The 22,727-nt window shown below is 75.2% G+C and carries 17 protein-coding genes; 4 read left to right on the forward strand and 13 right to left on the reverse strand.

Annotated elements, in window-relative coordinates:
- Positions 1–63: 63 nt before the first annotated feature.
- Positions 64–1,659, forward strand: coding sequence for an AMP-binding protein (locus tag AB0C87_RS01340; RefSeq protein ID WP_353831748.1), 1,596 nt, complete (start codon positions 64–66; stop codon positions 1,657–1,659).
- Positions 1,660–1,713: 54 nt separating this feature from the next.
- On the opposite strand, the gene AB0C87_RS01345 is transcribed toward AB0C87_RS01340, so the two are convergent.
- From AB0C87_RS01345 to AB0C87_RS01360, 4 genes are all read right to left on the reverse strand, one after another.
- Entirely contained in the window at positions 1,714–2,022 is a 309-nt protein-coding gene (locus AB0C87_RS01345; protein WP_360575961.1) for a hypothetical protein, read from the reverse strand.
- 57 nt (positions 2,023–2,079) lie between these two features.
- Complete coding sequence (locus AB0C87_RS01350) at positions 2,080–2,859, reverse strand: methyltransferase domain-containing protein (RefSeq protein ID WP_360575963.1); 780 nt, start codon at positions 2,857–2,859, stop codon at positions 2,080–2,082.
- Positions 2,860–2,932: 73 nt separating this feature from the next.
- Positions 2,933–6,394: an ATP-dependent DNA helicase gene (locus tag AB0C87_RS01355; RefSeq protein WP_360575965.1), complete on the reverse strand. Its 3,462-nt coding sequence runs from the start codon at positions 6,392–6,394 to the stop codon at positions 2,933–2,935.
- Between the two features lie 19 nt (positions 6,395–6,413).
- Positions 6,414–9,527, reverse strand: a complete 3,114-nt coding sequence (locus AB0C87_RS01360) for an ATP-dependent DNA helicase (protein WP_360575967.1) — start codon at positions 9,525–9,527, stop codon at positions 6,414–6,416.
- 289 nt (positions 9,528–9,816) lie between these two features.
- On the opposite strand from AB0C87_RS01360, the gene AB0C87_RS01365 reads away from it, so the two are divergent.
- Both AB0C87_RS01365 and AB0C87_RS01370 read left to right on the forward strand, forming a co-directional pair.
- A complete protein-coding gene (locus AB0C87_RS01365) occupies positions 9,817–11,328 on the forward strand; it encodes a hypothetical protein (RefSeq protein WP_345184510.1) in 1,512 nt (503 codons plus the stop codon).
- Positions 11,325–12,686, forward strand: coding sequence for an amidase family protein (locus tag AB0C87_RS01370; protein WP_345184512.1), 1,362 nt, complete (start codon positions 11,325–11,327; stop codon positions 12,684–12,686). Before AB0C87_RS01365 ends, AB0C87_RS01370 begins: the two co-directional genes overlap by 4 nt.
- A 48-nt stretch (positions 12,687–12,734) precedes the next feature.
- On the opposite strand, the gene AB0C87_RS01375 is transcribed toward AB0C87_RS01370, so the two are convergent.
- Positions 12,735–13,175, reverse strand: coding sequence for a heme-binding protein (locus AB0C87_RS01375; RefSeq protein ID WP_360575969.1), 441 nt, complete (start codon positions 13,173–13,175; stop codon positions 12,735–12,737).
- 173 nt (positions 13,176–13,348) lie between these two features.
- Between AB0C87_RS01375 and AB0C87_RS01380 the strand changes: the two genes are divergently transcribed.
- Entirely contained in the window at positions 13,349–15,070 is a 1,722-nt protein-coding gene (locus tag AB0C87_RS01380; RefSeq protein ID WP_353831742.1) for a helix-turn-helix domain-containing protein, read from the forward strand.
- A gap of 50 nt (positions 15,071–15,120) precedes the next feature.
- Here the strand turns inward: AB0C87_RS01380 and AB0C87_RS01385 are convergent, their stop codons facing one another.
- From AB0C87_RS01385 to AB0C87_RS01420, 8 genes are all read right to left on the reverse strand, one after another.
- Positions 15,121–16,479, reverse strand: coding sequence for an MFS transporter (locus tag AB0C87_RS01385; RefSeq protein ID WP_360575972.1), 1,359 nt, complete (start codon positions 16,477–16,479; stop codon positions 15,121–15,123).
- Positions 16,466–16,828, reverse strand: a complete 363-nt coding sequence (locus AB0C87_RS01390) for a Rieske 2Fe-2S domain-containing protein (protein WP_345184521.1) — start codon at positions 16,826–16,828, stop codon at positions 16,466–16,468. The genes AB0C87_RS01385 and AB0C87_RS01390 overlap by 14 nt, the downstream gene beginning before the upstream one ends.
- A 10-nt stretch (positions 16,829–16,838) precedes the next feature.
- On the reverse strand, positions 16,839–18,056 hold the full coding sequence (locus tag AB0C87_RS01395; RefSeq protein WP_345184523.1) for an FAD-dependent oxidoreductase: 1,218 nt from the start codon (positions 18,054–18,056) through the stop codon (positions 16,839–16,841).
- A complete protein-coding gene (locus tag AB0C87_RS01400; RefSeq protein ID WP_345184525.1) occupies positions 18,053–18,400 on the reverse strand; it encodes a Rieske 2Fe-2S domain-containing protein in 348 nt (115 codons plus the stop codon). Before AB0C87_RS01400 ends, AB0C87_RS01395 begins: the two co-directional genes overlap by 4 nt.
- A gap of 68 nt (positions 18,401–18,468) precedes the next feature.
- A complete protein-coding gene (locus AB0C87_RS01405; protein WP_179833015.1) occupies positions 18,469–19,182 on the reverse strand; it encodes an iron-containing redox enzyme family protein in 714 nt (237 codons plus the stop codon).
- Between the two features lie 24 nt (positions 19,183–19,206).
- Positions 19,207–20,643 carry an aldehyde dehydrogenase family protein gene (locus AB0C87_RS01410; RefSeq protein ID WP_360575976.1) on the reverse strand — a complete coding sequence of 479 codons (1,437 nt, stop codon included), beginning with the start codon at positions 20,641–20,643 and terminating at the stop codon, positions 19,207–19,209.
- Entirely contained in the window at positions 20,636–21,115 is a 480-nt protein-coding gene (locus tag AB0C87_RS01415; protein ID WP_345184530.1) for a RidA family protein, read from the reverse strand. Before AB0C87_RS01415 ends, AB0C87_RS01410 begins: the two co-directional genes overlap by 8 nt.
- The gene (locus AB0C87_RS01420) at positions 21,108–22,724 is read right to left on the reverse strand and encodes a gamma-glutamyltransferase (protein WP_353835649.1); all 1,617 of its coding nucleotides are present in this window, start codon (positions 22,722–22,724) and stop codon (positions 21,108–21,110) included. Before AB0C87_RS01420 ends, AB0C87_RS01415 begins: the two co-directional genes overlap by 8 nt.
- Positions 22,725–22,727 lie beyond the last annotated feature (3 nt).

Raw genomic sequence — 22,727 nt, forward strand, 5'->3', positions numbered from 1 at the left:
ATGCCTTTGCTCGGCCGAGAGCCGGGTATGCGGGGAGCGAAGCCGGGTCATCGGAGGAGTGACGTGCTGTTGCTTGAGCGGGTGCGGGGTGCTGCGGAGGCGGGAGTCAAGGCGGCTCGGGCGGTGCGGGACGCCGGGTTGGTGCGGCCCGTCCGGCCTGATCGGGCCGCGCGGCTGCTGTTCCCGTACGCGCGGTACGGGCCCGTCCCCGCGACGCTCGGCGCGATGGCCGCGCTGCGGTTCCCCGACCGGACGGCCCTCATCGACGAGCGCGGGGCGCTGACCTACGCGGAGCTCGAACGGCGGGCCGCGTCGCTCGCCACGGCGCTCGCCGGCCGTGCGGGCGACGGGAAGATCGGGATCCTGTGCCGCAATCACCGGGGGTTCGTCGAGACGGTTCTCGCGGCGACGCGGCTCGGCAACGACGTCGTGCTGCTGAACACCGACTTCTCCGGCAGGCAACTGGGCCAGGTCGTCGAACGCGAGGAGATCGAACTCCTCGTCCATGACGAGGAGTTCGGGCCGGCCGTCGAGGAGTCGGGGTTCGGCGGGGAACGGGTCGTCGCCTGGGCCGACGGCGGCGGGGCGCTCGACTCGCTCGTCGCGGAGACCGCTCCCGAGCCCGTCAAGCCCGAGCGGGCGAGCCGGGTGGTCCTGATGACGTCCGGGACGACCGGCACGCCCAAGGGGGCGCGGCACGACCTGTCCGCCTCGTCGCTGCTGCCCGCGGCCCTGAGCCACCTGATGCGCGTCCCCGTCCGGTCGGGCGCGCCGATCGTCATCGGGCCCCCGCTCTTCCACCTGCTCGGCTTCGCCTACACCACGGTCGGGCTCGCCATGGGGATGCCGCTCGTCCTGTCCCGCCGCTTCGAGCCCCGGCAGGTGCTGGAGACGATCGCGGACTGCCGGGCGGAGGCGCTCGTGGCGGTGCCGGTGATGCTCCAGCGGATCCTGGACGTGCGGGACGCGCCGCCGACCCCGGCGCTGCGGGCGGTCGTCTGCGGCGGGGCGGCGCTGCACCCGCACCTGTCCGAGGCGTTCATGGACGCGTTCGGCGACGTGCTCGTCAACGTGTACGGCGCGACCGAGACCGGGTGGGCCACGATCGCCACGCCCGAGGACCTGCGGGCCGCGCCCGGCACGGTCGGCAGGCCGTCCTTCCGGCTCACGATCAAGGTGCTCGGGGAGGACGGGCGGGAGCTGCCCGCCGGCGAGACCGGGGAGGTCTACACCGGCGGCGGCCTGCGGTTCGCCGGGTACACGGGGGGCGGCGGAAGGCGGACGCGGGACGGCCTGACCGGCACCGGCGACCTCGGGCACTTCGACGCGGCGGGGCGGCTGTTCATCGACGGCCGCGCCGACGACATGATCGTCTCGGGTGGGGAGAACGTGTTCCCCGCCGAGGTGGAGGACCTCCTCGGCGGCCACCCGGACGTCGCGGAGGCGTCGGTGACCGGGGTGGACGACGAGAGGTTCGGGCAGCGGCTCGCCGCGCACGTCGTCAGGACCGAGGGGGCGTCGGTCACCGAGGACGAGCTCAAGGAGTACGTGCGCGCGCACCTGGCCCGGTACAAGGTCCCGCGCGACATCCGGTTCGTCCGGGAACTGCCCCGCACCAGCACAGGCAAGGTCAAGCGGCCGGCCGCCGGCGACCGATGAGGGAAACGCCCGGGCCCAGGGCCGCGAGGTCCCGGGCGTGCCCCGTCCCGAGGGTCAGGCGGCGCCGGCGCTCCGCTTGGCCGCCATGCAGATGCGGGCGAGGTCGTTGAGGGCGTCGGCGCGGCGCTCGTCCAGCGTCCGGCGGTCGCCCGGCCCGGCCTCGGCGAGGGTGTCGATGACCAGGGAGAACACCGGCCACTCGGCGGGCCCGATGGCGCCCTGGAAGTCGACGCCGTCCTCAAGGTCGTCCAGGTCGAGGTTGCGGGCGAAGGTGGCGAGGGCGGCCTCGGCCGCGACCACGCCGATGCGCATCGCCAGCGCGGCCGGCTCGCGGTCGAGAGCACGCGCGGTGCTAGAACCCATGTTCGACAACATAGACCACACGCGTCACACGCGTCGAAAGTTTGCTCGAAAAAACGTCTACCCGGCGATGGCCTGCTGGAAGGCGTAGGAGTGCGTGAAATGCAGGACGCCGTCGACCATGCTCGGGCGCATGCCGGTCGCGGGGCCGCCCGCCAGCTCGTCCCGCAGCTCCCGCCTGATCTGCTCCGCGGTGTCGGAGGGGGTGTGCGAGAACTCCAGCCACGGGTCCAGCGGGCGGGTGTGGTCGAACCGGTCGGCGCGCTTGACCTCCGCGCCCGCCGCCGCCACGAGCTCGGCGATCCGCGCCTCGGTGAGGGCCTCGCCGTGCGAGGGGTCGCGGAGGCGCTCGATGCGGTCGGGGTCGCCGTCCAGCCCCTCGGGCCGGACCAGGTCGGCGATGATCAGCGCCGCGCCGGGGCGGCTGACCCGGGCCATCTCCCGCACGACGGCCTCCGGGTCGGCGACCTGGTGCAACGAGAAGCGGGTGACGACGAGGGTGAACGACCGGTCGAGGTAGGGCAGGGCGGTGGCGTCGCCGTGCGCGAAGGTGACGTTGGTGAGGCCGGCGTGGTCGGCGTCGCGCTTGCCCTCGGCGAGCATCGCGGGCGTGAGGTCCAGCGCCGTCACGTGCCGGACGCGGCGGGCGATCGCGCGGGCCACCATCCCGGTCCCCGCGGCGACTTCCAGCACGACGTCCTCCAGGTCGAGCTCGGGGTCCATGAACCGGACGAGCCGGTCCAGGTGGCGGGTGAAGGCCGCGTTCAGCCTCGGGTCGGAGAACCCGGCCGCCTGCTTGGAGAACTCCCGTACCACCTTCTCGTCATGGGTCACCGACACGTCGCCTCCTCGGATGGTTGCCCGGATCATCCCCGAAACCACGCACGGTGAACAGGGGGCGGCGGCGAAACCCTCAGGCGGCGGGGACGCCGTCCAGCAGCGCCGCGAGCCCGGCGGCGTCGAGCAGGTCCGCGGGACGGACCGTGACCTCGGCGGAGACGTAGTGGAACGCGGCGCTGACCCGATCGACGCCCACCCCGGCGAGCTCGGCCCACGCCAGCCGGTACGCGGCGAGCTGCACGGCGGCGAACCGGGCCTCGTCCCCGCGCGGCGGGGAGCCGGTCTTCCAGTCGACGACCTCGTACCCGCCGTCCCGGGACCGGAACACGGCGTCCATCCGGCCCCGGACCAGCCGGTCGCCGATGACGGTCTCGAACGGCACCTCGATGTCGAGCGGCTCGCGCGCCGCCCACTCCGACCGCTCGAAGCGCTCGCGCAGCGTCGCCAGGTGCGCGTCGTCGGCGGCGCCCTCGTCGGCGGCGCCGGGCAGCTCGTCGGGGTCGAGGAGGCGCTGCTGCCCCCAGCGGCCCTCCAGCCAGGCGTGGAAGGCGGTGCCGCGCCGCGCGTACGGGGCGGGCGGGCGCGGCATGGGACGGCGGATCTGCCGCGCGAGCGCCACCGGGTCGCGGGCCAGCGACACCAGCGACGACACCGACAGGTGCGCGGGAAGCTCGACGAGCAGGCCGTCGCCCCCGCGCCCCCGGTCGCGCTCGGCGAGCAGCAGCTCGACGTCGCGCGCCCACGCCGTCATGCGCCCCCGGTCGGCGTCGGACAGCCCGGCGTCCCCGGCCCAGTGGCGGGTGCGCCCGGCCATCTCGTCCTCGACCATGCGGGCGCCCTCCACGACCGCCTCGTAGCGCGCCCGCGCCGACAGGTCGGACCGGCCCCGCTCCCCCGGCGCGACGGGCCACTGCGCCTCGTCGGGGTCGGCGAGCAGCGGGTTGGCGGCGCCCTCCTCCGGCGGGTCGGCCCACACGGCGACGGACCCGGCCCCGGCGAGGCACACCGCCCGCACCTCCTCCAGGAACGGCGACGGGCCGAGCGGCCGCCCCGAGGACCCCCACCAGTAGCCGGTGGTGATCAGCAGGCTGGACGCGCGGGTGACCGCGACGTACGCGAGCCGCCGCTCCTCCCGCAGGTCGCGCTCGGAGCACGCCTGGTCGAAGGCGGAGAGGTCGTCCTTCTCCAGCCCCGTCAGCGCGGGCAGGTCGGCCCGGTCGCCGCGCAGCATGAACGGCAGGACGCGCGGGTTCGCCGTCCAGCGGGTGGCGTTCTGCGGCGGCGAAGGGAAGATCGACCCCTTGGCGGGGGATCCGTTCTTCTGCGGCGTGTAGGCCAGCCCGGGGACGACGACGACCGGCCATTCCAGGCCCTTGGAGGCGTGCACGGTGAGGAGCTTGACGCTGTCGGTCTCCCCGACCCGCCCGGCCTCCAGCCCGAACTCCTCGGTCTCGGCGGCCTTGAGGTAGGCGAGGAACGCGCCGAGCGTCGGGTCTTCGGCGTCGCCCGCGAAGGTGGCGGCGGCGTCGATGAACGCGTCGAGGTCGGCGCGGGCCGTGACGGGGTCGAGCCCGGACCGCGCCGCGACCTCGATGTCGAGGCCGAGCGTGCGCTCGACCTCGTTGACCAGGTCGGGAAGCGGCAGCCCGACCTGTCCGCGCAGGGCGCGCAGCTCGTCGCGGAGGCGGCGCAGGCGCCCGTGGCCCTCGGGCGAGAACGCGTCGGGCGGGCCGAGGTCGTCGAGCGCGTCGACGAGGCTGCCGGTCTCCTGGTTCAGCTCGCTGACGAGCTGCCGCAGGGGATCGTCCCCGGCGCCTTCCTCGCCCCCCTCACCAGGCGCGATGTCGGAGGCGGACGTCATGTCGAACGAGGGGCCGGCCTCTTCGCGGGGCGCGGCGCCGGACTCGGCGGCGCCGGGCGCGGGGCCGGGGTCCTCCTCAGGCGCGGCGGCGGGTTCGGGGCGGGTGATGTCGCGGGCCGTCTCCTGGGCCAGGGCGCGGGCCCGGCGGCCGAGGGCGACGAGGTCGCGGGGGCCGAGGCGCCAGCGCGGGCCGGTGAGCAGGCGGGCGAGGGACGCGCCGGCGGTCGGGTCGTGCATGACGCGCAGCGTGGCGACGACGTCCTGCACCTCCGGGACGGTGAGCAGGCCGCCGAGCCCGACCACCTCGACCGGGATCCCGCGCGCCTCCAGGGCCCGCCTGATCAGCGGGAACTGGGACCGCTTGCGGGCGAGGACGGCGACGTCGGAGTAGCGGAGCGGCTCGGTCTGGGGGCCGCCGTCCGGGGCGGTCCCGGGGTCGGCGGCCATGAGCCCGGCGATGCGCGCGGCGATGCGGTCGGCCTCGTCCTCGACGGTGGGGAAGAGGGCGCATTCGACGCGGCCGCGCCCCTCGCGCCCGGCGCCCGGGACGAGGCGGGGCACGGCCTTCGTCTCGGCGCGCAGCTCCTCCTGCACCCTGGCCGCCGCCTCCAGGATCTGCTCGCCGTTGCGGAACGAGCGGCTGAGCTGGACGACCGGAGCCGCCACGGGACGTCCGCCGGGGGCCGCCGCGGGCTGCGTGGGGAAGTCGTAGGCGAAGCGCAGCAGGTTCCCGGCGCTCGCGCCGCGCCACCCGTAGATGGACTGGCACGGGTCGCCGACGGCCGTCACGGGATGCCCGCCCGCGAACAGCGACTTGAGCAGGACGAGCTGCGCCTGGCTGGTGTCCTGGTACTCGTCGAGCAGGACGACGGAGAACCGGGACCGCTCGATCATCCCGACCTCGGGATGCCTGTGGGCGATGCGGGCCGCCAGGGCCATCTGGTCGCCGTGGTCGATGACCTCGCGGTCGGCCTTCGCGCGCCCGTACGCCTCGACGAGCGGCATGAGCTGCTCGCGGACGGCGTGCTTGGCGAGGATGTCGCGCTGCGCCTTGAGCGGCTTCTTCACCACGGCGAGCCGCTCGTCGAGCCACGCGCCGACCTTGCGGACGTCCTCGGCCGTGCGCAGGTGCTCCGACAGGTCGCCCGAGAGCTCCATGACGGCCTTGGTGACGGTGTCGGGCTGCCAGTCGATCCGGTCCATGGGGCCGTGGTAGGCGTCCACCACCCGGGAGCAGATCTGCCAGGCGACGGCGGGGGAGATCAGCCGCATCGTGGGTTCGAGGGCCTCGCGCAGGGCGTGGTCGCCGAAGAGCCGCGCCGCGTACGAGTGGTACGTGGACACCATCGGCTCGCCGTCGAACAGGGCCTCGCCGCCCAGCCGCTCCAGCTCGTCGCCCGGCAGGACCTCGCGGAGCCGGTCGAGCCGCTTGCGCACGCGCACGCCGAGCTCGGCGGCGGCCTTGCGGGTGAAGGTCAGCCCGAGGACGCGCTCCGGCCGGACGAAGCCGTTCGCGACCAGCCACACCACCCGGGCGGCCATCGTCTCGCTCTTGCCCGACCCGGCGCCGGCTATCACCGCCATCGGCGCCATCGGCGCCTCGATCACCCGGGCCTGCTCCTCCGTCGGCGCCGGGATCTCCAGCAGCCGGGCCAGCTCTCCCGGCGTGATCACCTCGCTCCCCCCGAGCTAGTCAGTCACCCACCTGCCCGCCCTCGTCATGGACGGGGCAGCAGGAGCGTACGGGACAGGTGCGACACTTGTCGTTCGCCCTGGCCTGGAAGACGTCGCCGGCCATCCCCGTGGCGACGATCTCGACGAGCCTCTTCGGCCACTCGGGGTCGGCGTCCTCGGCGGGCGGGGGCTGCTCCTGCTCGCGCGCCTTCGCCGTGAACGCGGCCTTGCCGACCTGGATCAGCTTCGCGCCGCCCGGCTCGATCAGCCCGTGCCGCTCGAACGCGCCGAGCATCACCGCGTACTGGTACACGCCGAGCTGGGGATGCCGGGCCAGCTCGTCCTTCGGGACGGCGGTCGAGGAGGTCTTGATGTCGATGATGACCGCGCGGCCCTGGTCGTCGCGTTCCGCGCGGTCGATGCGGCCCTTGATGACGACGCGGCCGAGGTCGACCTTGAACGACTCCTCCAGCGCGACGACCTCGTTGGGGTTGTCGCGGTGCCAGGCGAGGAACTTGTCGACCATCCTCGCGGCCTGCTCGCGCTGCTTCTCCGAATACCACGAGCTGCGGAACTCCAGGTCCTTCCAGATCTCGTCGAGCCGCTGGGCGACGTGGACCTCGTCGACGCCGTCGTCCGCGCCCGCCATCTCGGCGACGGCGTGGACGACCTTGCCCATGGTGCTGTACTCGTTGGGCCCGCCCTCCTGGGCGCCGACCGCCGAGGCGAGCAGCCAGCGCAGCCCGCACGTGGTGAACGCCTCGACCTGGGACGGCGAGAGCGTGATGGGCTCGTCCTCGGCGAACGCGGGCCCGCCGTCGGACAGCGCGGTGATCGCGTACCAGTTCTCCGGCCGCGCGCCGCGCACGCCCGCGCGCGCCAGGCGGGCCAGGTGCCCGGCCGCCGCGCGCCGCAGCGGTTCCGGCCGGGCCGGGTCGCCGACGACGGAACGCAGGTCGGCCACCAGCGCGGACAGCGACAGCCACCGGGTCTTCTCGTCCAGCTGCGACTGCTCGATCGCGCCGGGGAGCAGCTCGTTCAGGAAGCGGGACGGGCGCTCCTCGGTGTCGTCGCCGCCGACGGCCGTCACCACGAGCCGCCGGCGCGCCCGCGTGACCGCCACGTAGAACAGGCGCCGCTCCTCGTCGAGCATCTTGGCGGCCATCGAGGCGCCGGCGGCGGCGTCCCCGTCGGGCTCGGCCCCGGCCGCGTGCTCGACCAGCTCCTCGACGCCGAGCAGCGACCCGCGCAGCCGGACGTCGGGCCACACGCCCTCCTGGACGCCGGCGACGACGACCACGTCCCACTCCAGGCCCTTGGAGCGGTGCGCGGTGAGGATCCGGACCGCCTCGCCCTCGGGCGCCTGCTCGGCCAGCGTGTCCCCGGCGATCTCCTGGGACGCGATGTTGTCGACGAACAGCTCGGGCCCCGCCTGGGGAAGCCGGTCGACGAACCGCGCGGCATGGTCGAACAGCGCCACCACGGCGTCGAGGTCGCGGTCGGCCGCCGCGCCGCGCGTCCCGCCCTTGACGCTCTGCTCCAGCAGCACGTCGGCCTGGCCGCTCTCCTGCCAGACGGCCCACAGCACGTCCTCGGCGGTGCCGCCGTCGTGCACGCTCCGCCGCGCCACCTCGATCAGGTTCGCGATCCGCTCCGCCGGGGCGCGGACCCTCTCGTGGACCAGAACCAGCTCGCGAGGGTCGTTCACCGCCGCGACCAGGAGCTCCCCCAGTGGGCGCTGCCCGCCCGACAGCTCCTCCAGATCGCGCAGGGCGCGCTTGAGGCGGCGCATGGCGAGCGCGTCGGCGCCGCCCAGCGGCCCGGTCAGGAGGTCCTCGGCCACGACCTCGTCCAGGAAGCCCTTCTTCAGCGCCGCCCGCAGCAGGACGAGGAACGGGCGGACGGCGGGCTCCCCGACCAGCGGCACCTCGTCGCCGGCGACCACCACCGGCACCCCGGCCTGGGCGAGCGCCCGCCGCAGCACCGGGACCTGCCGCACGGCGCTGCGCACCAGGACCGCCATCCGCGACCACGGCACCCCGTCGAGCAGGTGGGCGCGGCGCAGCTCGTCGGCCACCAGCGCGGACTCCTGGCTCTCGGAGTCGGCGATGACCGCGCGCACCTCGCCCTCGTCCAGTTCCTCCACCGGCCGCAGCGCGCGGTGCTCGGCGGCGCCCGCCGACCCGGCGGGCAGCCGCCGCGCGATGCGGCGCGACGCGGTGAGGATCTCGGGCCCCATCCGGCGGCACGTCCGCAGCGCCACCACGGGCGCCGGGTCGCCGTCCAGGGTGCGGAAGCGGTCCGGGAACTCCTGGATGCCGCGCACGTCGGCGCCCCGGAACCCGTAGATCGACTGGTCCGGGTCGCCGACCACGACCAGGTCGCGCCCCTCGCCCGCGAGATGGTGCAGGAGGGCCTCCTGCGCGGGGTCGGTGTCCTGGTACTCGTCCACGAACACGGCGTCGTAGGCGTCGCGCTCCCGGATCCGCACCTCCTCGTCCGCGAGCATGCCCGCGGCCATGTGGATCAGCTCGCCGTAGTCGTAGGTGGGGACGGGGTCGAGCAGGAACCGGTCGACGTACCGCTCCATGAACCCGCCGACGGCGGCCCAGTCGTCGCGGCCCCGCAGGCGTCCGAGAGCGGCGAGGTCTTCCGCGGCGTACTGCCGCTCGACCGCGCGCAGGGCGAAGTCGCGCAGCTCCTCGGCGAACCCCCGCGTCGCCAGCGCGGCCCTCAGGCGCTCCGGCCAGTCGCGGGCGCCGTCCGCGAGCTCGCCCTCCAGCAGCCGCCGCACCTCCAGCAGCTGCTCCGGACCGGACAGCAGCCGGGGCGCCGGCTCCTCGTTCAGCACGGCGTCCCGCCGGATCAGCGCGTACGCGTAGCTGTGGAAGGTGAGCGCCAGGGGCGTCCGCGTGGTCCGGTGCAGGCGGCCGGTGATGCGCTCCCGCAGCTCCCCTGCCGCCTTGCGGCTGAACGTCAGGACGAGCACGCGCTCGGGGTCGGCGCCGCGGTTTTCGATGCGGTCGACGACCGCCTCGACGATCGTCGTCGTCTTCCCGGTGCCCGGCCCCGCCAGCACGAGCATCGGCCCGCCGGCATGCTCGACCACCCGCCGCTGCTGCTCGTCGAGCACGGGCGGGACGCTCCGCGCGGGACCCGCGCGTCGCACGAGACGGTAGGAAGCAGACGGCACAACAGTTCATTGGAACAGATCAGCGGGACCGTTCTGACCACAACGCACGCATGTCGCCAGAGAGAAAGACCACCGGAGCGGCGCCCCCGCACGGCGACACCCTGCACAATCCACGGCCCCCGCGCTGTGCGGTTTCGTCATTGCTCCCGCCGGGAGGCATCGTGCACATTCACCAGAACCCTCGTGCACGGACGCGGACCCACCGCGTCCCGGAGGTGGGAGGTACGCGTTGTCCCCTGCCCACTGGATCTACCTGCTCGGCCTGGCCGCCCTCATCGCGACGGTGGTCGCGCGGAGGAACGTCGTCGCCCTCGCCCTCCTTGGAACGTTCCTCACCGCCCTCGTGTACAGCGGGAGCGTCACGACCGGCCTCGGCGCGGTGTTCAACGCCGCCATCACCGCCGCGAAGGAACTGCTGCCGATCTTCGTCATCATCGCGGTGGTGACGGCGATGCTCGGCGCCATGCGCACCCTCGGCTCCGACCTGATGATGGTGCGGCCCCTCCAGCGGCTCGTCCGCAACGGGCACGTCGCCTACCTCGTGCTCGCCGTCGTCACCTACCTGTTGTCGATGTCGTTCTGGCCGACGCCGGTACTGCCGCTGATCGCCGCGATCCTGCTCCCCGCGGCCGTCCGGGTCGGGCTGCCGCCGATGGCCGCCGCCATCGCGATCGCCATCACCGGGCAGGGCATGGCGCTCAGCTCCGACTACGTCATGGGCGTCGCGTCCGGGCTGTCCGCGCAGGGGGCCAAGGTCCCCGCGGACGCCATCGCCGGCCGCGCGCTGGTCATCTCGCTGATCGCGGGCGTGGTCGCGCTGGCCTTCTGCTACCTGCGCGACGTGCGCGGCAGGCTGCTGGACCCGGCGGAGGCCGAGGCGGAGGCGGTCGACCTGGCGGCGGTCGGCGAGGGCTCCGCGCACGCGGCGGCCGGAGACGACGGGACGCAGGCGGTGAGCGCCGAGCCCTCCGGCGGCGGCACCGCGACCCTGACCGCCACCGGCGGCGACGGTCACGGTGACGCGGAGGCTCCCTCAGGCCGGACGCGGCTCGTGGCGTTCGCCGTCCCGCTGGCGTTCGCCGCGCTCCTGGTGGTGATGCTGCTCGGCCGGTTCACCTCCCTCGTCCCCGACATCGACGACGGCGCGGGGGCCCCGCTGGTGGGCGGGACGGCGTCGCTCGCGCTCGTCGCCATCTGCGTCATCGCGAACCGGCGGACCTGGCTGCAGGACTGCGCCGACCATTTCACCGAGGGCATCGCGTTCGCGTTCCGCACGATGGGGGTGGTCATCCCGATCGCCGGGTTCGTCTACGTCGGGCTCTCCGACTACTCGGGGCAGATCCTCGGGCTGCCGGACGGCGAGCAGGGCCCGGCGCTCCTGCTGGACGCGATCGCCAAGGTCCAGCCGCACATCCCGCACGTCCCGGTGTTCGCCTCCTTCGCGATGCTGCTCGTCGGCATGGTGATCGGCCTGGACGGCAACGGCTGGCCGGGGCTGCCGTTCACCGGCTCGCTCGCCGGGGAGCTCGGCCACAGCGCGGGCGCGGACCCGGCGACGCTCGCGGCCATCGCCCAGAACGGCGCGAGCTGGACCGGCGGCGGCACCCTCGTCATCTGGTCTTCGCTGATCGTCGTCGCGGGCCTGACCGGCGTCTCCGTCATCGACCTGGCGCGACGCCTGTTCCTCCCGGTCGTGGCGGGCCTGGTGGTGGCGACGGCGGTCGCGGCGGTGGCGCTGTGAACGCGGTCGAGCTGGCGGAGGAGGTCCGCGCCGGACGGCTCTCGGCACGCGAGGCGGTGGCGGAGGCCCTCGCGCGGATCGAGCGCTCGGACGGCGCCGTCGGCGCGTTCGTCCACGTGGACGCCGAAGGCGCGCTCGCCCGCGCCCGGGCCATCGACGCGGCGGTGGCGCGCGGCGCGGACCCCGGGCCGCTGGCCGGGGTGCCGCTCGCGGTGAAGGAGCTGCACGCGGTGGCCGGATGGCCGTACGCGATGGGCAGCGTCCTGCACGCCGGCCGGATCGCCGACCACACCTCCACGATGGTGGCGCGAGCGATGGCGGCCGGGGCGGTCCCCGTCGGGCTCACCGCGTCGCCGGAGTTCGGGCGCGCGTCGTTCACCGCGTCCGCCCTGCACGGCGTGACCCGCAACCCCCACGCCCCGGAGCTGACGCCGGGCGGGTCGAGCGGCGGATCCGCGGCGGCCGTGGCCGCCGGGATGGTCCCACTCGGGACGGGCACGGACGGCGCCGGCTCGCTCCGCATCCCCGCCTCCTACTGCGGGCTGGTCGGATTCAAGGGGACCTACGGGCGCGTCCCCCGCGGGCCCCGGCACCGGGGCACGGCCGAGAACGACCACTACGGCGTCCTCACCCGCACGGTGCGCGAAACGGCCCGCTTCCTGGACTGCGTCTGCGGGACGGACGAGTACGACCGCGCCTCCCTGCCCGCCCCCGCCGCGCCCTTCGAGACGTCCCTCGACGGCATCGACCTGAGCGGCCTCCGGGTCGCCTGGTCGCCCGACCTCGGCTACGCGCCCTGCGACCCGGAGGTGGCCGCCGTCGTGGAGGACGCGGCCAAGACGTTCATCGCCGGAACCGGCGCCCGCCAGGTCCCCGCCGACCTGACGCTGGAGTCCTGCGGGGCCGCCTTCCGGACGCTGTCGGTCCCGGACGTCCACGCCGAACTCCGCGACGCCCCGGCCGACCGCCTGGAGTCCGTCCACCCCACGGTCCGCCGCTACGGCGACGCCGCACGCGCCCTGGACGCCGACGCGCTCGTCGACGCCCACGAGGCCCGCGCCCGCCTGGTGGCCGCACTCGCCGAGGGCTTCGCCCGCTTCGACCTCCTGCTCACCCCGGCCACCCAGGCACCGGCGTTCCCGGCCGAGGGCCCGATGCCGACCGAGATAGCGGGCCGCCCGGTGGACCACTGGGGAGCCCTGGCCGTCACCTTCCCCTTCAACCTCTCAGGCCACCCGGCGATCTCCGTCCCCGCAGGCCGGGCAGGCGGCACCCCCACCGGCCTCCAGATGGTCGCCCGCAGACACGAGGACCTGCTCACCCTGGCGGCCGCGGCAACCTACGAACGGCTGTGTTGAATGCCTTTTTCTCCTCCGCCAGGCCCGAAGGAGGAGAGAAAAGCAATCCTATACAGCCACTTTTTCCCTGAAGGCTTTCAGGGCGGCGGCGCCCACGGCCTTGTCCTGCTCGCCGTTGCCGCCGCTGACGCCCACGGCGCCGACGACCTCGCCCTCGTGGACGATGGGGAAGCCGCCCACGAAGATCGCGAACTTGCCCGGGTGCATCTGGTTGATGCCGAAGGCCTCGTTGCCCGGGAGGGCGGGGCCGTGGGGCGGCTCGTTGAACTTGTGGGTGTCGCGCTGGTGGCCGGCGGCGGTGAACGCCTTGGCGATGGCGATGTCCACGCCGGTGAGGCGGGCGCCCGTCATGCGGTGGACCGCGATCGGGTGCGCGCCGTCGTCGGCGATGCAGATCGTCTGCTTGACGCCGATGCGGCGCGCCTCCGCCTCGGCGGCGGTGAGCATGACGAGGGCGTCTTCCAGGGTGAGCCGGTGGACGGTGTGCACGGGGCCTCCAGAGGGGTATTGCCCTATTCAGGTCGGTAAAGCAGGATGTGAGGGACGGTTTCTCCAGGTCACGCCGTCCGCCACGTACCTCTTCCCACCCCGTCAGTCTCGAAGGACCGCGTCCATCGGGGCTATGTACACTTCGCCGAACGAACCCGACGGGATGTGGGCACATGGCACATCACCCTGCGATCGTCACGACCGCCGGCGGGCATCTGCCCGTCGGGGCGCTGCTGGCAGAGCCGCTGCTGCGCGGGACGCTCGTCGCCGGACGGGCGGGGCTGGAGCGCGGCGTCGGCTGGTGCCTCCCGCTCTCGGAGACCCGCCGCTGCGCCGGCGACCCCGACCGCGACCTCGCCGGCGTCGCCGTCCATCTGCCGGTGACGGCGGTGGCCGCGCCGGAGGAGGCGGCGGCCGTGGTGGGCGACCTCGTCCGGCGGGACGCCGCCGCGCTGCTGGCGTGGCGGCCGCCCGGCGTCGACTCCGACCTCGACGCGGCGGCGCGGGCCGCCGAGGCCGCGGGCGTGCCGCTGCTGGCGCTGCCCGCGGAGGCCGACTACCGGGCGGTGAGCCGGCTCGTCGGGCAGAAGGCGCTGGCGCAGTCCGCGCACATCCTGGAGTACGGGTCGCGGGTGCACCGCACGCTCGCGGAGGTCCTCGCGCGGGGCCCGGGGGTGCCCGCCATGGCCCGCGCGGTGGTCGGGCTGTCGCGCTGCGGCGTCCTCATCTGCGACGCTGACGGCGAGCGCCTCGCCTGGGAGGAGGCGCCGGACGCCGCGCCGATCGACCCGGACGCGCTGCTGGCCGCGCTGCCCGAGGAGCCCGGGCCGGACGCGCAGGCCGCCGAGACGCGCCTGCGGCCCGACCCGGACGGCCCTCCCGTGCACGTGATCGTCATGCCCGTCCTGGTGGGCGGGGAGGCGTTCGGCCGGATGGTGATGGTGGAGCGGGCGTGCCCGCCCGACCCGCACGACCTGGCGCAGCACCGCGTGGTCGCCGAGCACGGCGCGACGCTGGTCGGGTCGGAGATGCTGCGGCAGCGGTCGGTGCGGGCGGCCGAGGAGCGGGCGCGCGGCGACTTCGTCGAGGCGCTCGTGCACGGCCGGTTCGCCGACTCCCACGAGCTGGGCGCGCGGGCCCGCCACCACGGGTTCGACGTGGACGGGCACTTCGCCGTGCACGTGGTGGCGGCGGCGTCGCTGCTGCCCGTCGGCCGCGACTACCTGCGCCGGACGGTGTCGGCGACGCGGACGGCGCAGAACCTCGAACCCGGCGGGTGCGCGCTGACCGCCGCGATCAGCTCGACGATCGTGGTGATCCAGCAGGTCCCGGCGCGGCCGGACCCGAACGGGCAGCGGGCGGACGCCGCCCGGTTCGCCGAGCGGCTGCACCGGGCGCTGCGCCCGCACCTCGGCGACGACCTGCGGGTCGCGCACGGCCGCCCGGGGCAGGGCGCCGCCGGGGTCGCGTCGGGGTACCACGAGGCGCGGCTGACGATGGGCCTCGCGTGGCACACCGCCGCCGAGCCCGTCTGCGGCTACGACGACCTGCGGGTGTTCGCCGCGCTGAAGGACGTGGCGCGTAGCGCGGAGGCCAAGTCGTTCGCCCGCGAGACCCTGGCGCCGCTGCGCCGCGCGAACGGCGGCGACCTGGAGCGGATCGTGCTCGCCTACATCAGGACGTCGGGGAACCTGAACGCGGCGGCGCGCGACCTCGGCCTGCACCGCAACACGATGCTCTACAAGCTCGACCGGGCGTCCCGCGCGCTGCGCATGGACATCCGGTCGGCGGACGCGCAGTTCATGTTCTGGCTGGCGCACCACATCGACACGCTGACCACGGTCACCGGCGCCCTCGACGAGGAGATGGCCCCGCCGGCCGCCGCGCCCGGCTGATCAGGCACCGCCGGTTCCCGGCAGATCAGGCACCGCCGGTTCCCGGCAGATCAGGTGGGGTCGGGGCCGGCGAAGGACGCCAGCAGCCCGAGCGCGGCGGTCGCGGCGCAGACCGCGAACATGACGCCGAAGGCGGGGGCCCGGTCCAGCACGGCCCCGACCCACGCGGCGCCGAGGGCGGAGCCGCCGAAGCGCAGCAGGTTGAACAGGCCGAGGCCGGCGCCGCGGCGGCCGGCGTCCGAGCGGGTGGCGCCGGTCGCGGCGGGCGTCTGGACGAACGCGACACCGGCGCCGGTGAGGGCGAGCGCGGCGAGCAGCCACGGAACCGGCCCGGACGCGGCGAGGACCGCGGCGACGAGGACCTGGCCCGCGATGAGGACGAGCAGGCCGCCGCGCAGCACGGCGCGCGGCGACAGCCGTTCCATGAGGACGCCCGTGACCGGTCCCAGCACCGACATCACGACCGGCAGGCTCAGCAGGACGGCCCCCGCGTAGAGGGTGCCGGCCTGCCGCTGGGTGGTCAGGTAGACGGGGACGGCGAGCAGCGTGGCGCCCAGGCAGAACATCTGCGCGAGCACGCTCAGGCAGGAGCGCAGGTAGCGGGTCTCCAGCAGCAGCCGCGGCGGCAGGAACGCGTCGGGCCGCCCGCGCGAGGTCGCGACGTAGGCGGCGGCGGTGAGAAGGCCTGCGAGCACGCCGCCCCAGACGAGGGGCGAGGTCGCGCCGAGGGTCGCGGCGGAGGAGGTGGCGCCGAGGCCGAGCCCGGCGGCGAGGGTGAGCAGGGCCGCGCCGCGCCGGTCCAGCGGGACGCGCCGGGGCCGCCCCGCCGGGACGAACCGGACGGCCAGCGCCGCGGCGGCGGCGCACAGCGGCACGACCGGCCAGAACACGGCGTGCCAGCCGAACCAGGTGGCCAGGCCGCCGCCGAGCGTCGGCCCGGCGGCCTGGCCGACGCCGTTGGCGGCCGCCCACAGCCCGAGGGCGCGGCCGCGCCGCCCGCCGCCGAACAGCGAGGCGATCAGCGCCATGACCGCGGGCAGCATCGCGGCGGTCGCGACGCCCTGCACCGCGCGCATCGCGACCAGGGAGGCCAGGTCGCCGGCGAGCCCGGCGCCCGCCGAGCCGATCCCGAGCAGCAGCAGCGCGGCGAGGAACACCCGGCGGGGGCCGCAGCGGTCGCCGAGCCACCCCGACAGCGGCAGCAGCACGGCGAACGGGAGCGTGAACCCGACGACGACCAGGGTGCCGGCGGAGATCGAGGCGTCCAGGTCGCGCAGGATCAGCGTGAGCGGGACGTTGACGATCGTGTTGGCGACGGTGCCGGTGAACGTGCCGAGCAGCAGCGGGACGAGCGCCGGCCACGGCCCGCGCCCCGTGCCGCGCCCGTCCGCCGGGTCAGGCTCGGCCAACGGGCCGCCGCCGTCGGGGCCCGCCGTTGGCGGCGTCCTCCGGGGGGACGTGCACGAGGATCTCCCCGTCCTCCTCCTTCACCGGGTACACCGTGATCGGCCTGGTCGCGGGCGGGGTGATCGGCTCGCCGGACCCGAAGTCGAAGACGCTGCCGTGGCACGAGCACAGCAGCCCGTCCTCGGTCACCCGCCCGGACGACAGGAGGCAGTCCAGGTGGGTGCAGTAGTTCGACATGGCGTGCACCTCGCCGTCCCAGCGGGCGACGGCGACCTCCGCCTCGCCCACGAAGAAGCGGCGGACGACGCCCTCGGGCACCTGGCCCGAGCGGGCCACGCGCTGGTATTCCATCGGTCGCTCCCTAGCTGAGTGTGTCGAGCAGGTCGGTGAGGTCGGCGTCCTCGTCGCGCAGGGCGCCGGGGTCCAGGACGGCCCCGCGGGCGATGAGCTGCCGGGCGATCGCGAGGTCGCCGCCGCGGTCCACGGTGAACGCGGCGCGCAGCACGCCGTCCGCGAGGTAGAACGCGATGAAGTCGAAGTCCTCGACGCGGCCCCGGACGACGAGCCGGTCCGTGCCCTCGCCGTGCCCCGCGTGCTGGACGGCGTGGCCGAACTGGTCCGACCAGAACCAGGGCGGCGCCGTGTGCGCCGACGCGCCGCCGAGGATGTTCTTGGCCGCCGCCATGCCCTGCGCGTTGGCGTTGTCGAAGTGCTCGGCGCGGACGTGCCGTCCGAGGAGCGGCTGCCACTGGCAGGCCACGTCGCCCGCGGCGTAGACGCCGTCCACGCCGGTGCGGCAGTACGCGTCGACCGCGATGCCGCCGGGGGTCTCGATCCCGGCGCCGGTGACGGGCTCGACGTTCGGGACCATCCCGGCGCCGACGACCACCACGTCCGCCTCCAGGGCCGTCCCGCCGCTGGTGGTGACGACGGCGCCGGACGCGGTCTCCTCGTACCGCTCGACCTTCTCGCCGGTGCGCAGGTCGACGCCGTTCGTGCGGAGCATCGCGGCCATCACGTCGCCCATGGGCTCGCCGACGACGTGCCCGAGCGGGCGCCCTGCCCGCTCGACGACCGTGACGTGCGCGCCGCGGTCGAGCGCGGTGGAGGCGACCTCGCAGCCGATGAACCCGGCGCCGACCACCACGACCCGCGCGCCCGGCCGCAGCTCGCCGCGGAGCCGGTCGGCGTCGGCGACGGTGCGCAGGTGGCGGACGCGCTCGCCCTCGACGCCGGGCAGCCGCCGGGGGCGCCCGCCGGTCGCGACGAGCAGGGCGTCGCCCCGCAGCACGGTGCCGTCCGCCAGTTCCAGGGCCCGCTCGGCGGGGCGGATCGCGGCGGCCGCGGCGCCGAGCCGCAGCTCCACGTCGTTGGCCTCGCACCATTCGGGGGTGAGCAGGCACAGCTCGTCGCGGTCCTGCTCTCCCGCCAGGTACTCCTTCGACAGCGGCGGGCGCTGGTAGGGCGCCTCGTGCTCGGCGCCGACGAGGGTGACGCGGCCGTCGAAGCCGCGGCGGCGCAGCGTGCGGGCGGCGACCGCGGCCGTCTGCCCCGCCCCCGCCACCAGGACGTCTCTCATGAGGGATGCTCCTCCGACAGGATCCGGGGCCGCGGGTCGACGTAGACGTCGTCGCCGTCGACGCGCACGGCATGGCTCGGCTGGCATTCGTCCCGGCCCTCGATCTCGCCGGTCTCCGGGTCGAACACCCACTGGTGCCCGGGGCAGATCACCCGTCCGTTCAGGACGGCTCCCTTGGACAGCGACCGCTGCTTGTGGACGCACACGTCGTCCAGCGCGTAGACGTCGCCGCCGACCAGGAAGAGCGCGATCCGCCGTCCCCCGACGGTCACGGCGAGGCGCCGGCGCCGGCGTACCTCGGCGAGCGCGGCGGCCCGCACCCACTCGCCCGTCTGCTGCTCCACGGTCGTCCTCCCTGCTGGATGGCCGGCGGCGGGGCGGGACGCCGCCCCGCCGCCGGACCGGATTCGGGTCAGGCGCTGACGAGGTCGGGCTTGACGTAGGTGTCGTACAGGCCCTGCGTGTAGGAGAAGCGCATCTCCGCGCCCCACCGGCACAGCCGCAGGCAGCGCTGCTGGAGCTCCGGCGTGTCCGCGTGGTCGAGGACGATCTGGTAGCCGCGCTCCCCGTGCACCACGTCGGAGGTGATGTGCAGGTCGAAGAACTCGATCTCGTCCTCGGTGAACCCGTAGACCTCGCGCAGCGGCACGATCTGCTTCTTGTAGATGCTCGGCACCTGCGATTCCAGGCCGACCACGAGGGCGGCGGTGGCGACCACGAAGTGCTCGCGCATCGCGACCGCGTAGCACCACGCCTGGAGGCCGCGGGTGATGGCGTTCATGTTGGACGGGTCCTCGACGCGCTCGCGGGTCGTGCCGCACGCCTCGGCGAACCGGATGAGGAGGTCGGTGTGCCGGATGTCGGCGAGCTCCTCCTCGTACATGTTCTGGAGCGTGAAGTCCTTGGCGCCGGTGAACTCGTCGGGCGTGTTGGCGTAGACGTAGGCGAGGTAGTCGGCGAACGGGCCCACGTAGTGGTAGTGGTTCTCCGCCCAGCGGGCGAAGTGCTCGCGCTTCAGCTCGCCGTCCGCCCACGCCTTGCTGAACGAGGCGTTCTTGGCCTCGCGGCCCTTGATCGCGTTCTGCAGCTCGGCGCGGAACGCGTCCTTCGACAGCAGCTCTGCCATTTCCTGATCCCTTCTCGGATTTTCTTACCGGGGTGAGATGTAGACGCTTTTCTCCTGCGTGTAGAAGAGCATCATCGAAGGTCCGGCCTGCTCTTTGAACGTCTGCGTGCTGGATTCCTTGAGCCCGCCGAACGGCACGGTCATCGCCATTCCCGAGGTCGGCTGGTTCACCTTCACCAGGCCGCTCTCGGAGCGCCGGGCGAACTCCAGCGCCCGGCCGGTGTCGCGGGTGACGATCCCGGCCGACAGCCCGTAGTCGGTGCCGTTGGCCAGCGCGACGGCCTCGTCGAGGCCGGACGCCCGCAGGAAGGCCAGCACCGGGCCGAAGATCTCCTCGCGGGCGATCCGCATGTCCGGCGCGACCTCGCCGAAGACGGCCGGCCGCACGAAGTACCCGTCGCCGGGGAGGCGCCGCCCCCCGGTGACGAGCTTGGCCCCCTCCTCCTCGCCGATCCGCACGTAGTCGAGGAACTTCTCCAACTGGAAGTCCGCGGCGAGGGGCCCGAGGTCGACGCCGTCGCCCAGCCCGTTCCCGACGGTCAGCGCCTCGGCGGCCCGCGCCACGCGTTCGAGCAGCTCGTCGTGGACGGCGCCGTCCGCGATGACCCGGCTCGTCCCGGTGCACGCCTGCCCGGACAGCCCGAACGCGCCCTTGACGATGATCTGCGTGGCGCGCTCCAGGTCGGCGTCGTCCAGGACGACCACCGGGTTCTTGCCGCCCATCTCCAGCTGCGCGCGGCGCGACGGGCCGACCGCCGCGTGGACGGCGCGACCGGCCCGGGTGGAGCCGGTGAACGTCACGGCCCCGACCCGCTCGTCCGCCGCCACGGCGGCCCCGGCCCCGGCGCCGCCGTGCACCAGCGCGATCGCGCGCGGCGGCAGCCCGCCGGCCAGCAGCGCCTCCACCAGCCGCTGCGCCAGCAGGGGCGTCACCGGGCTCGGTTTGAACACCACCGCGTTGCCGGCCGCCAGCGCGGGCCCGATCTTGCGGGACGGGATGTTCAGCGGGAAGTTCCAGGGCGTGATCGCGCCCACCACCCCGACGGGCTCGCGCCGCGTGTAGACGAGCCCGCCGTCGGGCGCCGGGTGGCTCTGGCCGGTGATGCGGTGGGCCTCCCCCGCGTAGAAGCGCAGGTTCCGGGGCGTGCGGGAGACCTCCATGGCCGCCTCGGCGCGCGTCTTGCCCTCTTCCCGCACCAGTTCGGCGACGAGTCCGCCCGCCCGCTCCTCCAGCCACCGCGCCGCCGACTCCAGCACGTCGGCGCGCTTGTCCGCGGACGCCGCGGCCCATTCCGCGGCGCCCTCGACGGCCCCGCCGACGGCCGCTTCCACGTCGGCGGCCGACGACTCGGGGAACTCTCCGACGATCTCGCCGAGTTCCGCCGGATTCCTCCGCCGGAACGTCCTGCCGTCCTGTGCCGGGCGCCATTCGCCCCCGACGAGGTTCAGGCCCTCATGCATGCTCGCTCGTCTCCATTCCCGGGTCACCGGCGATCGCGGTGAGTTCGACTTCGACGGGGGCGCCGCCGGGGAGGGCGCGGACGCCGACGGCGCTGCGGGCGGGGCGCCCGAGCCCCGGCGCCAGCGCCTCCAGGGCGGCCGAGGCGCCGTCCGCGACCGCCGACAGGTCGGTGAACCCGTCGGCGCAGGCGACGTAGACCGTCATCCGGACCCACCGCCGGACGCGGCCCCCGCTGCGACGGAGGTCCCCGTCCGCGACCGCGGCGACGGCGTTGCGGACGGCCAGGGCGGCGGCCTCGCGCGCGGCGGGGACGTCCAGGTCGCGGCCCACGAGGCCGGTGGCGGTCAGGCGGCCGTCCCGGCGCGGGGTCATGCCAGCGCTCGCGACCAGGAGGTCGCCCGCGCGGATCGGCTCGGCGACGGCCGGGACGTAGTCGCCCTGGGGGCGGGGCGCGGCGGGAAGCTCAGACACCGAGGGCCACCCCGTCCTGGCGGGGGTCGGACGCGCCGAGGAGGGCGCCGTCCGCGACGGAGACGATCTGGGCGCTGCCGCCCGCGTCCCAGGGGTCCTGGACGGCGACGTCGTGCCCGGACGCGCGGAGCGCCTCGATCCGGCCGGTCCCGAGACGGGACTCCACGCGCAGTTCGGGCGGACGGCCGAGGACGTCGGCGTCGCTGCCCGGGTGGACGGTGAAGCGCGGCGCCGCGACGGCGGTCGCGGGGTCGTGGCCGTGGTCGAGCAGATGGGACAGCAGCTGGGCGTTCCACTGGACCTGGCCGTCCCCGCCGGGGGTGTTGCCCGCGTGCAGGAGGCGGCCGGAGGCGCCGGTGACGAGCCAGGCGTTCAGGGTGTGCAGCGGGCGCCGGCGCGGGCGGACCTCGTTGGGGTGCCCGTCGATGAGGTAGGCGCCGCGGCCGAGCCGGTTGTTGAGGACGATGCCCGTGCCCGGGACGGTGATCCGGGCGCCGAAGGTGAAGGCGAGCGAGTGGATGAGGCTGACCGCCCGCCCCTCCGCGTCCACGGCGACCATGGAGGTCGTGTCGCCGCCCGCGGGGACCGGCGACGTGAGGCCGGCCGGGAGGTCGCCCGCGTCGAGGCGGGCGCGGGCGGCCGCCAGCGCGGGCGGCGCGAGCAGTCCGCGCCAGTGGTCGCTGCCGTCGCCGCACCCCGCGAACCGGTCGGCGAACGCGATGCGGGCGGCCGAGGCCATCCGGTGGACCGCCTCGGCCGACAGCCACGGAAGGCCGGACAGGACGCCGTCGCAGAGGCCCGCCTGCTGAGCCACCATCCAGCCGGGCGTGGGCGGCGGGGTCAGGTGGATCGTCGTCCCCCGGTACTCGCAGGTCAGCGCCGCCTCGGGGACGGAGCGGCCGCCCGCCATCCATTCGTAGCCGGAGAACGGCGCCCCGGCGTCGACCAGGGCGTCCACGGAGCGTTCGGCGAGGGCGCCCGAGTACAGGTCGGCGGGGTCGTCCGCCAGCCTGCGGAGGGTGGCGCCGAGGTCGCGCTGGACGATCGGCGCGCCGGCGGCGGGCACGCGGCCGCCGGGAAGGAAGACCTCGGCCGTGCCGGGGTCGCGGGCCAGCGCGTCGCGGCGCTCGACGATGTCGGCGCGGGTCTTGCGGGTGCAGGGCAGGCCGTCCTCGGCGGCGGCGATCGCGGGCGCCCACAGCTCGGGCAGCCCGCGGGAGGCCGAGTCGGCGTGCAGGGCGGCGAGCGCGGCGACCGCGCCGGGGGTCGCGACGGCGAGGGCGCCCTCCAGCGGGACGGCGGCGAGGCCGCGGTCACGGTAGAAGGCGGGCTCGCCGCCGTCCGGGCCGAAGCCGCTGCCGCCGAACGCGGCGACGGAGCCGTCCGGGCGGCGCAGCAGGGCGAAGGCGTCGCCTCCGACCCCGCACTGGCCGGGCAGCGCGAGCCAGGACAGGGCGGCCATCGCGAGCGCGGCGTCCACCGCGTTCCCGCCGCCCGCGAGGATCCGCGCGCCGAGCAGGCTCACCGCCGGATGGCTGGAGGCGACCATGCCGCCGGACGCGACGGACGGGCCGCGGTCCGGGAGGCCGAAGGGGCTGCGCTCTGACATGCC

It is taken from the genome of Actinomadura sp. NPDC048021 (genome assembly GCF_040653135.1).
Lineage (GTDB): Bacteria > Actinomycetota > Actinomycetes > Streptosporangiales > Streptosporangiaceae > Spirillospora > Spirillospora verrucosospora.

Excerpts from the sequence above, each read along its gene's own strand:
- AB0C87_RS01390 (WP_345184521.1), bottom strand. The coding sequence starts at position 16,828 with ATGGAATACCAGCGCGTGGCCCGCTCGGGCCAGGTGCCCGAGGGCGTC.
- AB0C87_RS01345 (WP_360575961.1), bottom strand. The coding sequence starts at position 2,022 with ATGGGTTCTAGCACCGCGCGTGCTCTCGACCGCGAGCCGGCCGCGCTG.
- AB0C87_RS01405 (WP_179833015.1), bottom strand. The coding sequence starts at position 19,182 with ATGGCAGAGCTGCTGTCGAAGGACGCGTTCCGCGCCGAGCTGCAGAAC.
- AB0C87_RS01395 (WP_345184523.1), bottom strand. The coding sequence starts at position 18,056 with ATGAGAGACGTCCTGGTGGCGGGGGCGGGGCAGACGGCCGCGGTCGCC.
- AB0C87_RS01410 (WP_360575976.1), bottom strand. The coding sequence starts at position 20,643 with ATGCATGAGGGCCTGAACCTCGTCGGGGGCGAATGGCGCCCGGCACAG.
- AB0C87_RS01380 (WP_353831742.1), top strand. The coding sequence starts at position 13,349 with ATGGCACATCACCCTGCGATCGTCACGACCGCCGGCGGGCATCTGCCC.
- AB0C87_RS01420 (WP_353835649.1), bottom strand. The coding sequence starts at position 22,724 with ATGTCAGAGCGCAGCCCCTTCGGCCTCCCGGACCGCGGCCCGTCCGTC.